General features: G+C 55.0%; 10 protein-coding genes. 6 read left to right on the top strand and 4 right to left on the bottom strand.

What is annotated here, in order from left to right; all coding sequences use genetic code 11:
- Positions 1 to 345 precede the first annotated feature (345 nt).
- From PN477_RS19580 to PN477_RS19555, 6 genes are all read left to right on the top strand, one after another.
- A complete protein-coding gene (locus PN477_RS19580; protein ID WP_272120644.1) occupies positions 346 to 1329 on the top strand; it encodes an aspartate carbamoyltransferase catalytic subunit in 984 nt (327 codons plus the stop codon).
- A gap of 97 nt (positions 1330 to 1426) precedes the next feature.
- Positions 1427 to 2056, top strand: a complete 630-nt coding sequence (locus tag PN477_RS19575) for a DUF4340 domain-containing protein (RefSeq protein ID WP_272120642.1) — start codon at positions 1427 to 1429, stop codon at positions 2054 to 2056.
- A gap of 243 nt (positions 2057 to 2299) precedes the next feature.
- Complete coding sequence (locus PN477_RS19570; protein ID WP_272120640.1) at positions 2300 to 2605, top strand: hypothetical protein; 306 nt, start codon at positions 2300 to 2302, stop codon at positions 2603 to 2605.
- 230 nt (positions 2606 to 2835) lie between these two features.
- A complete protein-coding gene (locus tag PN477_RS19565) occupies positions 2836 to 3849 on the top strand; it encodes a glycosyltransferase family 4 protein (RefSeq protein WP_272120635.1) in 1014 nt (337 codons plus the stop codon).
- A 150-nt stretch (positions 3850 to 3999) separates the two neighbouring features.
- Entirely contained in the window at positions 4000 to 5418 is a 1419-nt protein-coding gene (gene wzy, locus PN477_RS19560) for an O-antigen polysaccharide polymerase Wzy (protein ID WP_272120631.1), read from the top strand.
- Positions 5387 to 6631, top strand: a complete 1245-nt coding sequence (locus PN477_RS19555; RefSeq protein ID WP_272120628.1) for a glycosyltransferase family 4 protein — start codon at positions 5387 to 5389, stop codon at positions 6629 to 6631. Before wzy ends, PN477_RS19555 begins: the two co-directional genes overlap by 32 nt.
- Before the next feature lie 81 nt (positions 6632 to 6712).
- Here the strand turns inward: PN477_RS19555 and PN477_RS19550 are convergent, their stop codons facing one another.
- From PN477_RS19550 to cysS, 4 genes are all read right to left on the bottom strand, one after another.
- On the bottom strand, positions 6713 to 6934 hold the full coding sequence (locus PN477_RS19550) for a hypothetical protein (protein WP_272120626.1): 222 nt from the start codon (positions 6932 to 6934) through the stop codon (positions 6713 to 6715).
- Between the two features lie 314 nt (positions 6935 to 7248).
- On the bottom strand, positions 7249 to 9807 hold the full coding sequence (gene leuS / locus PN477_RS19545) for a leucine--tRNA ligase (protein WP_272120623.1): 2559 nt from the start codon (positions 9805 to 9807) through the stop codon (positions 7249 to 7251).
- An 84-nt stretch (positions 9808 to 9891) separates the two neighbouring features.
- A complete protein-coding gene (locus PN477_RS19540; protein ID WP_272120620.1) occupies positions 9892 to 10221 on the bottom strand; it encodes an eL43 family ribosomal protein in 330 nt (109 codons plus the stop codon).
- A gap of 370 nt (positions 10222 to 10591) precedes the next feature.
- Entirely contained in the window at positions 10592 to 12031 is a 1440-nt protein-coding gene (gene cysS, locus PN477_RS19535; protein ID WP_272120617.1) for a cysteine--tRNA ligase, read from the bottom strand.
- Between the last annotated feature and the right edge of the window lie 305 nt (positions 12032 to 12336).

Genomic DNA, 12336 nt, shown 5'->3' with positions numbered 1-12336 from the left:
TGGTGGATAATCAGAAAGTTACGGCTAAATCTGAATTAACAGATTTGAGAAATCAGGATAAATCAATGGCGTTAGTCGTTGAGCCTAGCAACCCTCTGCAACTCTCGTTGTTTGAGTGGATAAATGGTCAGGTAACTGGCGGTTCAGAATCCCCCACTATAGCCCGTAGGGTTTAGTGGGGGAGTATGTCAACCTGCCATTCCACACCGGGGCAGGGATCGGAGTTTGTGGTTGAGATTCCCCGCTGTCCTTAGTTGAGGATGGGCGATCGCAATCCGAGCACCATACCGCAGACAGTGACCTCAAAAGAGTGATAGGTTAGCGTTGCCCCTTTTTTCGCCTGTTATGCCCGCTACGTTAGTTTGGACTCGTCGCCATGTCCTCGGTTTGGCAGATTTTACTGCCTCAGAATACGATGCCATCCTCCAGACGGCGGCGAGCTTTCGCGCTGTTTTGGCCGGACGGACGAAAAAAGTCCCCGCCTTGCAGGGTCAGGTGGTGGCGAATTTATTTTTTGAACCCTCGACCCGCACCCGCAGCAGTTTTGAACTGGCGGCGAAACGGCTTTCGGCGGATATTCTCAATTTTGCGCCCGGAACCTCGTCCCTCACCAAAGGCGAAACGATTCTCGACACGGCGAAAACCTATCTAGCCATGGGGGCAAATATTATGGTGATTCGGCATCAGCAGGCCGGTGTCCCCCAGGCGATCGCCACCGAACTCGACCGGATTCAATCCGGGGTGCGGGTGCTCAATGCCGGCGATGGTCAACATGAGCACCCGTCCCAAGGCTTGCTCGATCTGTTCACCCTCTGCACGACGCTGGATGAGGAAACGCCGCGATTGAAGCTCTTAGCGGGGAAAAAGGTGGCGATCGTCGGGGATATTCTGCATTCGCGGGTGGCGCGATCGAATGTGTGGAGCTTGACCGCAGCGGGGGCGGAGGTGCATCTCGCCGGGCCGCCGACGTTGTTGCCCCAAGGGTTTGCGCGGTTGGCTCCGGTGCAGGTGCATTGGGAACTCGAACCGGCGTTGCGGGATGCGGATTTTGTGATGGCGCTCCGGTTGCAGCGGGAGCGGATGGCGCAGCATTTGTTACCAACCGTGCGGGAATATCACCGCGTCTATGGGATTACACGCGATCGCCTCCAACTCTGCCGCCCGACGGTGAAAGTGCTCCATCCCGGCCCGGTGAATCGGGGCGTGGAGTTGAGTTCTGAGGTAATGGATGATCCGGCTGTGAGTTTAGTGTCGCAGCAGGTGACCAGCGGGGTAGCGGTGCGGATGGCGATCCTCTATGCTTTGGGGGGGGATAATCAACCTGCCTAACCTGTTCCGAGGAGAGTCGTCCCCACGGGGCTAAGTATCGAGGGTGCTAAGGGTCGCTGAGTTCTGAACTAGATTCACTGAGATCAATAAAATCATTGTGTTTTCTCTGCATTTTTCCCGCACGACTTGGGCGTTGGTGCTGACGGCTTTGGTTTTGGGTGGCGTGGTGTATGTGGTTGAGGGGGTCATCCCTCAGCAACAACGGCGACAGGACGCGGCGCGATCGCGCCTTTTTCCGGACTTAGAGGTCGCCCAAATTCGTCGCATTATTGTGACCACGCCGGACGATCACATCGTCCTACAGCAGTCCCGGACGCAAAATCTCTGGCGGATGACGGAGCCGGAACGGGCGATCGCCAACGCCGCCACGGTTTCGTTTTTAACCAACATCCTCACCGAGGGTCAGCGTCAACAGCAACTCGAAGTCGCCCCAGAGGATTTAGGGGAATACGGCCTTGATGAACCGATAGCTGCGATTACCGTCGATCGTCGCGGGGAAATCGTGCCGATGGTGCTGGTGTTGGGGCAGTTGAGTTTTGATGAACAGTCGATCTATGTCTATCGCCGCACGGATGATCCCTTTCAAGCCATGGACGACAGCACTGAAGCAGCGGAACCACCGGCATCGATCACGGTATTCTTAGCGCCGATTGAGCTACGGTATGCGATCGCCCGCGACCTCTCAGAATGGATTGATCGCGATCGCACCGAAGATCTAGAGTCTTGACCCCCTGTATCTAGCAATCCTCTTTGAGTTTGAACTCCTCAGCCTTGAGAAACAAGGGGCTTCAGCCCCTTGCCTGTCCTGATCTGATTGAGGATTGCTATCGTGCTTGTACCGGGCTTTTCAGACCACAGCAAGCCCGATTTTTTTGAAGTCACCCCATCTTTCGTTACATTTTTTCACAAAATACATTAGGATTATTAATAACTCGTAATCAATTGCAACATATCGCTCACCCTTTGAACCATGGCAAAAAAAGGCGCTTTTTTCCTCGATCCCGATGACGCGAAAACCTTCGGCGACATCGAATATATGCGGACTCCCAACAAAGTCACCCACAAATTCCCCAAAAGCAAAGGCAACGGCGGCGGGTTTGAAATCAGTACAGAGATCAACTCCATGGAAAAACGGGATGCCGATCAATCGCAGCCCACGGCATCCACTCCGGAAGCCTCTTCCTCAACCCCGATATCGTCAGAAACTCCGCGTCGGAATGCTTCAGACAACACCATGAATATGTTCCGCCAAATGGCGAAGTCCATCAAACGCTAAGGATCAAACGATTGTCGGAATCATCCTGAAATATCCTTAAGCATTGATGCAAAAACGAGGGGCGATCGCTCCTCGTTTTTTTCAGATCGGGTGGGGTTTGCGTGGGTGCGCAGGGAGTGCGGCGGTGGGCAGGAAGGGGCGATCGCATCCAAGATACACTAGGAAGATATTTCCGCAACTGGGCATCCTTAGCCTGATCCAAACCCACCGCTCCGAGGCCAGCACCAGGATTGAAGATTCTGATCTATTCACCCCAATTTAGCCCCAGCGTCGGCGGGGTTGAAGCCGTTGCCGAGATGTTGGCGACAGAATGGACGGCCCTAGGGGAAAGCGTCACCGTTCTTTGCCACACCCCCGATCCGGCGGCGCGATCGCACCCCTTCACCGTCCTGCGCCAACCGAGCGCGATCCAACTCTGGCGACAGGTGGGGGCAGCAGATTGGGTCGTGCATATTTGTGTCAGTTTAAAAGGGCTGGGGCCGATCCTGCTCCTGGGCAAACCTTGGGCGATTAGTCATCAAACCTGGTACCGTCGCCCCGATGGATGCACTGCCTGGCAAGACCACCTGAAACGCTTCGCCACCCGCTTCGCTGCGGTGAATATTGCCGCCAGTCAGGCGATCGCCGCCCATCTGCCCAGCCCCGCCATCGTGATCGGCAACCCCTACGCCGACGATATTTTTCAGATTGATCCCACCGCGAGGCGCGATCGCGACCTGATTTTTGTCGGGCGGTTCGTCTCTGACAAAGGCGTAGACCTCCTCCTCGATGCCCTCGCCGATTTAGCCCCAGCGGGACTCTTGCCCCAGTTAACCCTCGTCGGCGACGGCCCCGATCGCGCCGCCCTCGCAGCCCAAGGCGAACGATTAGGATTGAGCGATCGCCTCACCTTCACCGGCCCCCTTCCCCCCGCCGCCGTCGCCGCCCAACTCAATCGTCACCGCATCCTTGTCGTGCCCTCCCGCTGGCCCGAACCCTTCGGCATCGTTGCCCTCGAAGGCCTCGCCTGTGGCTGCGTCGTGGTGGGGTCAGAAGAGGGCGGGTTAAAGGATGCGATCGGCCCTGGGGGTGTGACAGTTCCGAACGGCGATCGCGCCGCTCTCGCCACCGCCCTCACCACCCTCCTCACCCACCCCGACCCATGGAACCACTACCACACCCACCTCCCTCCCCACCTCCAGGCCCACCAACAGCACACCGTTGCCCGCCGCTACCTCAAGGCGCTCCAGTCGATAAAATCGTGAAATCATGGTTAATTTGATTTGACATCCTGGTCTTTAATTCATGGGAACCCCACTATGCCGCATCTACCCCTTGGACTTGTTTTCTTCCCACCAGAAGTCAGTCAAACATTAGAATCCTACGGCTTGTTTTTCACCAGGGAGGACTTTTCATTGGGTACGTTGCTGATTGGCTTTATCGTCTTAACTATCATTATCTATTTCTCGTTTCGAGATTGGCGACGAGCGGTGAAATCCGTCTTTTTTATCTTGATTTTTGATGGAGCATTGCGGAAATGGGTGTTACCTCAAGCCAGTGAAGCACTCTACTTCCTCAAAGACTTTGTTCTTTTCGGGGCCTATCTCCGCTATTACTTCTATCCCAATCCCGACGAACCCCGCCATCCCCTCCGCAACAATTTCATCACGATTCTGATCCTCCTCGCCTCTGGTTGGTGTCTTTTTCAAGCCTTCAATCCTCGCTTAGGATCAGTCATTGTCGGGTTATTCGGTGTTAAAGCCTATCTGTTTTACATCCCCATGCTGTGGATGCTGCCGACCTTATTCCGCTCAGAAGAAGAACTTTATATTTTTCTGCGCAATCACCTTGCCATGTTTATTCCCGTCGGCATTCTCGGCATTGTGCAATTTTTCAGCCCCATTGATAGCCCGATCAATCAATACATTCCAGGGCGCAATGAGCCGATCGCCACCTTTGGCTTTGGGGGGTCTTTCAATGTCCGCATTACTGGCACATTCTCCTACCTCAACAGTTATCAAGGTTATCTTTCCTCCTGTTTCGGTCTGATCATCCCACTGCTTTCGGTTCCTAAATCACGCCGTTGGCAACTGATTTTATATTGCACCGTTTTCCTGCTGATTCTGAATAGTTTCATGACAGGGTCACGCACCCCCGTGATCACCGCGATTTTATTTTTAATTGGCTATTTTGGGATGCGGGCGATTAACAAACCAGAAAATCTGTTGATCTGGACGGGTCGTTTAATTCCCTTTGCGTTGGTGGCGGGGCCGATTTTGTGGTTTGGCTTTCGGTCGGTGGTGGAAGCATTTTGGGCGCGGGTTGCGTCTAATTCAGATTTAGGCAGTCGAATTTTTCTGGGCTTTGTGGGGCCCTTTGATTTAGTGAGTTTGACGGGATTAGATGGCTATGGGGCGGGGGCCACTCATGTGGGGGGGCTGTCGTTGCGAGGGGCGTTAGGGTTAGCGGCGGGGAGTCCGCTCCCGGTGGACTTAGAGCCGGAAATGGGGCGGGTGGCGCTGGAGTTGGGCCCGATTGGCTTTATGTTTTGGTATGGGATGCGGGTGGCGATTATTGGTGCATTATTGCTGACTTTTTTTGCGTTAAAACGGCGATTTTTGCGAGATTTGGCCTTGGCTGGCACGTTAATTCACTTGATTTTATTTATCAGTCAAATGGTGTTTCATAATACGTTCTCGTTGTATTACTGGTTTTACACCGGGTTTATTTTTATGTTGCCCTGGTTGGAACGGGTGGAGAATTGGCGCGAGCAGCAGCGATGGTATGAGCAACAACAAAACTATGCCGATTGGTCTGATTCATCCTACGGGTAATCCTTTTGCGCGGCAGGCGGCTCAAGCGCTGGCGGAATTGGGGGAGTTGGGGGCGATCGCCACCAGCCTCGCCTACAATCCCAACCACCCTTGGGCCCAAGGGTTAGCCCGGTATGCTCCGGCCCTGGAGCGGGAATTGAGCCGCCGCACTTGGTTGACTCCTCCCGGCGTGCCGCTCTATCCCTATCCCTGGCGTGAAATCCTGCGGCTTTTGCTCCTGCGCACGGGACTGCCCCAACGCTGCGGTTACAATCCCCAACGGCTGACGGATTGGGTCTATCGGGGGGTGGATCGGGCGGTGGCGCGGCAACATCTGCACCGCTGGGCGGGGGTCTATGCCTACGAAGATGGGGCGGCGGCGATGTTTGCGATCGCCTCTTCCCTCGGCCTCACCTGCTTTTATGATCTGCCCATTGTCTACTACCGCCACAGCCAACAGATTCAACAGGCCGAGGCAGAGCGCTTCCCCGAACTCGCCCCCGCCCTGCTTTCTCTCCATGAACCCGCCGCCAAACTGGCCCGCAAGGATTTCGAGTTACACCACGCCGATCGCATCATCGTCCCGTCTACTCAAGTGAAGCAATCCCTCGCCCCCACCGGGATTGACCCTGACCGGGTGAGCGTCGTTCCCTTTGGTGCGCCGGTGGATTATCTCTATCCAGCCCCCCAGCGCGATCGCCCGGTTCGGATTCTCTTTGTTGGTCGGGTTGGCCCGCGCAAAGGGGTTCACTACCTCATCCAAGCATGGCGATCGCTCCAACCCCTCGCGGCGGAATTGCACCTCGTCGGGATTAATGAATTCCCCCCCGGTTGGCTCGATCCGGAGCGCGATCGCTTCACCTACCACCCCTCCATCCCCCATCACCACCTGATCCACCACTACCACCGCGCCAGCGTTTTCGTCCTCCCCTCCCTGATCGAAGGTCTCGCCCTCGTCCTCCTTGAAGCCATGGCCTGCGGTCTCCCGATCATCACCACCCCCAATTCCGGCGCAGCGGACATCCTCACCGATGGCGTTGAAGGCTGGCTGATTCCGGCCGGTGATGCTGAGGCGATCGCGTCTCGTCTGCAATGGTGCGTTGAACATCCCGACGAATTAGCCGCCATGGGTCGCGCCGCCCGCCGCCGCGCTGAAATCTACACCTGGGAACGCTATCGCACCCACTTAAAAACAGTGATTACCCACACCCTTACCCTGCCAAAAAGATCGTAAATCTCCCATTTATCCTGTCACAATGGGCCATGAAAAAGGGACACACAATTGTGTCCCTGATGATTGGTTTAACTGATGCCCTTATTTGCTATCTTTTGAGTCTGGTTCCAGTCGTCCACTGCCCCGCTCCTTCATTTCGTTTGCTGTGTCTTTGTATTGATCGCGACGGCCACTGCCGCGATCGCTACAGTGATCACCACACGTTTCTGAGGGTTCAAAAACCAGTTGAGCATTCTGAGTTTCAAGATCAGAGACTTGAGCGAAACTACTCAGTCCGGCAAAGGGAACTGAAACAATAGTCAAAAGTACGACTACAATGTACTTGTACATAATTAACATCCGTGTCAGGTATCTATTTCCTGATACGGAGTTTCTTGTGACCATCAGGAAAAATAAATTCCCCTAATTTGTTTCAAATTATCCGGATGCGGACAACCGACAGATGCGGCGGGTTCTCCGCACTCAGAAGCGGGATTGTGGAGGCTCACCGCTGCACAGCCTCCCGAAGAAAACAAGGGGCTTAAGCCCCTTGCCTGTTTTTACATCACGGCCTCCCGAAGAAAACAAGGGGCTTAAGCCCCTTGCCTGTTTTTATGCATCGGTCACCCTTGCACCCGTTAACGCGGCACAATCACGAAATTCACCAGTTTGCCCGGCACGATAATCACCTTCTTGATTTCGTTGCCTTGGAGATAGCTCTGCACCTTGTCCGAGGCGCGGGCATAGGCTTCGAGTTCGGCTTTGCTGGCTCCGGCGGGGACTTGGATCAGATCCCGTTTTTTGCCCATCACCTGCACCACTAGGGGGATTTCGTCCACGGTTAAGGCATCGGGATCGGCTGCGGGCCAGGTTTGTTGATGGATTGAGCCGGATTGCCCCAACTGGTGCCAGAGTTCTTCGGCGAGGTGGGGGGCGAAGGGGGCGAGCAAGCGTAACAGGGTGTGAATACCTTCGCGATAGACGGGCGATGCGCCACAGGGGGCATCGTTGAGGGCGTTGCTGAGTTTCATCAATTCGGAGACGGCGGTATTAAATTGATAATCGCCGTCGAGGTCTTCGGAAATGGCGGCGATCGCACCATGAATCGCCCGCCGTAATTCCTTCTCAGCTTTACTGAACTCGCCGCTACTCGCCTGGGTCTTCGTTCCGGCGAAGTCCTGCACCAACCGCCAGACCCGATTTAAAAAGCGGAATTGCCCCTCAACATCGGCATCATCCCATTCCAAATCCTTTTCCGGCGGTGCTTTAAAGAGGATGAACATCCTCGCCGTATCCGCCCCGTATTTGCCCAAAACGGCCTTGGGGTCTACGCCGTTGTATTTGGATTTGGACATTTTTTCGTAAAAGACTTCGAGCGCATCGCCGGTGCTTGGATCTTTGGGATCGTCGGGGTTGACGAGATCCGAGGGGATGTATTTACCCGTTTTGGGGTTTTTGTAGGTGAGACCCTGCACCATGCCTTGGGTGAGGAGGCGTTTGAAGGGTTCATTGATGGTGATTAAGTTGCGATCGCGCAACACCTTCGTAAAAAAGCGCGAATACAACAGGTGCAAAATCGCGTGTTCAATCCCCCCCACATATTGATCCACCGCCATCCAATCATTGGCCGCCTCGGAGCTAAACGCCGTCTGCTCATTCCCCGCATCGGTATAGCGCAGGAAATACCACGACGAATCAATAAAGGTGTCCATCGTATCGGTTTCCCGCTGGGCCGGTGCGCCGCAACTGGGGCAGGGCACATTCACCCACTCTTCAATCTTCGCCAAGGGCGACGGCCCGCGCCCGGAAAATTCCACCTGGCGCGGCAATTCCACGGGTAACTGATCCGCCGGAACCGGAACCGTTCCACAACTGGGGCAGTGAATCACCGGAATCGGACAGCCCCAATAGCGTTGCCGCGAAATCAACCAATCCCGCAGCCGGTATTGAATCCGGGCTTTACCGTAGCCCTGGGCCTCGGCGTAGGCGATCACCTTCGCTTTACCCTCAACGGACGGTGTACCGTCGAACGCGCCAGAATTCACCATGATCCCCGGCTCGGTATAGGCTGCGGTCAAGGGTTCATCCTTGTCGCCACCGTCGGGAATCACCACGGTTTGAATCGGTAATTCATTTTGCGTTGCAAAGATAAAGTCTCGCGTATCGTGGGCGGGAACCCCCATCACGGCCCCGGTTCCGTACTCATAGAGCACATAATCCGCGATCCAAATCGGGACTTCTTCGCCGGTGAAGGGATTAACCACCTTGCCCCCGGTGGGGATGCCACGCTTGGGGCGGTCTTCGGCGGTGCGGTCTTGTTCGCTGGTGTTGGCCATGTCGGCGATGAAGGCCTCAACGGCGGCGGCGCGATCGCTCGTCGTCACCCGCTGCGTTAAGGGATGTTCCGGAGCCAAGACCACATAGGTCACGCCATACACCGTATCGGGGCGCGTCGTGAACACCGCCACCGTCTCATCACTGCCCACAATGGGAAATTCTAAATAGGCCCCGACGGATTTCCCGATCCAGTTTTCTTGCATCAGTTTGACGCGATCGGGCCAGCCGTCGAGCTGATTTAAATCCTGTAACAGCGCCTCGGCATAGTCGGTAATTTTCAAAAACCACTGCCGCAAGAGTTTCCGCTCCACCTTTGCCCCAGACCGCCAAGAATTGCCGTCTGCGTCCACCTGTTCATTGGCCAGCACCGTTTGATCGATGGGGTCCCAATTCACCGCCGCTTCTTTTTGATAGGCCAAGCCACTCTCGAAAAATTGCAAAAAGAGCCATTGCGTCCAGCGGTAATAGTCCGGCGCACAGGTGGCCACTTCGCGATCCCAATCAATGGACAGCCCCAACTCTTTCAACTGGTCGCGCATCTGGGCGATATTCTGCAACGTCCAATCCGCCGGGGGAATGCCGCGATCGATCGCCGCATTTTCCGCCGGTAAGCCAAAGGCATCCCACCCCATCGGATGCAACACGCGATAGCCCTGCATCCGCTTCAACCGGGCGATCACATCGGTAATGACATAGTTGCGCACATGGCCCATGTGCAGATTCCCGGAGGGATAGGGAAACATGGACAGGGCGTAAAATTTGGGTTTGCTGGGGTCGGTTGATGTGTGATCTAACCCCTGTTCAACCCAATACTGTTGCCATTTCGATTCGATCGCATCGGCTTGATAGCGGGATTCCACGATTGCTGCTCCTACGGGATATATGTCCCAAAACTCTACTGAATTTTCATTTTAGGGGGTTTATGGGGCAATGTTGTGGACAGATCAGGGGGGCAAGGGGCTTAAGCCTCCTTGTTGTTGAGGAGGGATGTTGTTGAGGAGGGATAGGGATAGGGGGGTGATGGATTGAGGCGATCGGCAACCGCAGGGCAGACGATGATCGCGGGTTTCGTGGAGAAAGTTTAAAAATACGACGACCCCAGCCGCTAATAGAAAGAGGGCAAACAGGGGCGGGGGATCTTTCGGCTTGGGGGGTGAAAAGTCTTTTTTGAAGTCACAATTGAGGCATTTCCAAACTTTTTCACTCTCCCGAATCATGGTGTATTTTTCGCACTTCGGACAGGAGGCGTGACCGCTACAGGTTGCACTGGACATGATTAACCCACCCAAAAAATAGTCGGGTACATTACTCCTTATTCAGGCGGCAACGGAATTTTTATGACGATTAAGCGTGAATTGTTACAAGTATTAACAAAGGGTTGACAGGGTTCCGACCCTGTTGGCTGACAAAATTAGCCCTCACCCCCAACCCCTCTCCCACAGGGCGAGGGGAGCCGATCCATACCCCCAACCCCTCTCCCACAGGGCGAGGGGAGCCGATCCATTTTTCCAGTTCCCTCTCCCTAAGGGAGAGGGCTAGGGAGAGGGCTTTCCGGGATCTGGCTAATTTTGTCAGTCAACCAGGTTCTAACCTGACTTGTTCAACCGCTAAAGCCGAGGCCATGGTTACCATGCCCCGACGTAATTAGTCTCGATGCCAGGTTGTGCCGTTGGGGGTGTCTACTAAAACGATCCCCTGGGCTTTGAGGTCGTCGCGGATGCGATCGCTCTCGGCAAAATTTTTCGCCGCCCGGGCCGCTGTCCGTTGGGCAATCAGGTCATCAATCTCCCCATCACTCAACCCGGATGACTGCTCCGGCTCAACATCCATCAAGGTGGCATCTAACCCCAAGACCCCCGCCAATTCCACCAAAGTATGCCACTGGGCTTCTAGATCCCCCGCGTTACTCGGCATCTCGCCCCCATGGACGAGAATATTTTTGACCCGGCGCAACTCCTTCGCCAGTTCAAACAAGATTGCCAAGCCATTGGGCGTATTCAGGTCTTGATCCATCACCGAGCGGAAGCGGTGGGTGTATTCCGTCTCGCGGCGATCGGGATGTTCCCAGCCCAAGCGATCGCCATAGTCCAGCCCAAACCGCAGCCCCTCTTTTAGGGTTTGCCAGCCATTTTCCGCTGATGCGATCGCCTCCTCGGTGAAATCCAACGGTTTACGATAGTGGGCTTGGAGGACGAACAACCGCAACACCATCGGGTCAGGATAACGCTTGAGAAAACTCTGAATCGTGACGAAATTTTGCAGGGATTTCGACATTTTATCGCCGCCGATTTTCACCATGCCATTGTGTAGCCAATAGTGGGCCAGGGGTTGAGAGGTGGCTCCTTCGGATTGGGCGATTTCGTTTTCGTGGTGGGGAAAAATGAGATCACCGCCGCCCGTGTGAATGTCGATGGTGTCCGCCAAAATTGATTTCACCATGGCCGAGCATTCAATATGCCACCCGGGCCGCCCCGCTCCCCAGGGGGAATCCCAGGACGGTTCGCCGGGTTTCGCCGCCTTCCAGAGGGCAAAATCGAAGGGATGGCGTTTCTTGCCCTGCTCATCGCTGCTGACGCGGCCCCCGGCCCCGGCTTGCAGATCGGCCAACTTACGGCCCGAGAGTTTGCCGTAGCTGGGGAAATGCTCAACGCTGTAGTAGACATCCCCCCCGGCAGCGTAGGCAAGACCGCGATCGATCAGGGTGGCGATCAGGTCGCAAATTTCGGGGATATGTTCGGTGACGCGGGGATAGGCATCGGCGCGGAGAATATTGAGGCGATCCATATCTTGGAAATATTCGGCAATGTAGCGATCGCTCACCGCCTGCATCGTCACCCCATCCTGCTGGGCCCGCTTCAAAATCTTGTCATCAATATCCGTGAAGTTTTGCACATATCGCACCTGATAGCCTCGCCATTGCAAATATCGCCGCAACACATCCCAAACAATATACGATCGCCCATGGCCCAAATGGCAGGCATCGTACACCGTCACCCCACAACAATAGAAGGTGACAACACCCGGCTCCAGGGGAGTAAACAGGGTTTCGCTGCGAGTCTGGGTATTGTAGAGCGTTAAGGTCATGGCAGTAGGTCACGGCGAGAGCACATTCTATCCTAAGCGGCTAGGGTCGCCCTGTGCAATTCTCGCCGCCCCCCACGATCAACACATATTCTATACTGTTGACACTCCCACCGTTAAATCAAAGATTATAATGGGGGATTCTTGTTTCACTGGGTTTGTCTAGTTTCAAGTCATCTCTGTCTTGAAACCCCGTCCAGATTCCCCGACCCAAGCATCTGTTTAACGTCCACTGAATGTCCCGCAGCAGACAACAAAAACTTAGTTGTGTTTCGATTTCTCCTTCATAAACTATGCCGCCCCTGTGA

The sequence above is a fragment of the Spirulina subsalsa CS-330 genome (genome assembly GCF_028330765.1).
GTDB classification, from domain to species: Bacteria; Cyanobacteriota; Cyanobacteriia; order Cyanobacteriales; family Spirulinaceae; genus Spirulina; species Spirulina subsalsa_A.
The sequence above is the reverse complement of the archived record's forward strand: the minus strand, read 5'-3'. Positions and strand labels throughout refer to the sequence as shown.

What these genes read in the sequence shown, in the direction of transcription:
- PN477_RS19580 (WP_272120644.1), top strand. Translation starts at nt 346, where the DNA reads ATGCCCGCTACGTTAGTTTGGACTCGTCGCCATGTCCTCGGTTTGGCA.
- PN477_RS19570 (WP_272120640.1), top strand. Translation starts at nt 2,300, where the DNA reads ATGGCAAAAAAAGGCGCTTTTTTCCTCGATCCCGATGACGCGAAAACC.
- PN477_RS19555 (WP_272120628.1), top strand. Translation starts at nt 5,387, where the DNA reads ATGCCGATTGGTCTGATTCATCCTACGGGTAATCCTTTTGCGCGGCAG.
- PN477_RS19540 (WP_272120620.1), bottom strand. Translation starts at nt 10,221, where the DNA reads ATGTCCAGTGCAACCTGTAGCGGTCACGCCTCCTGTCCGAAGTGCGAA.
- cysS (WP_272120617.1), bottom strand. Translation starts at nt 12,031, where the DNA reads ATGACCTTAACGCTCTACAATACCCAGACTCGCAGCGAAACCCTGTTT.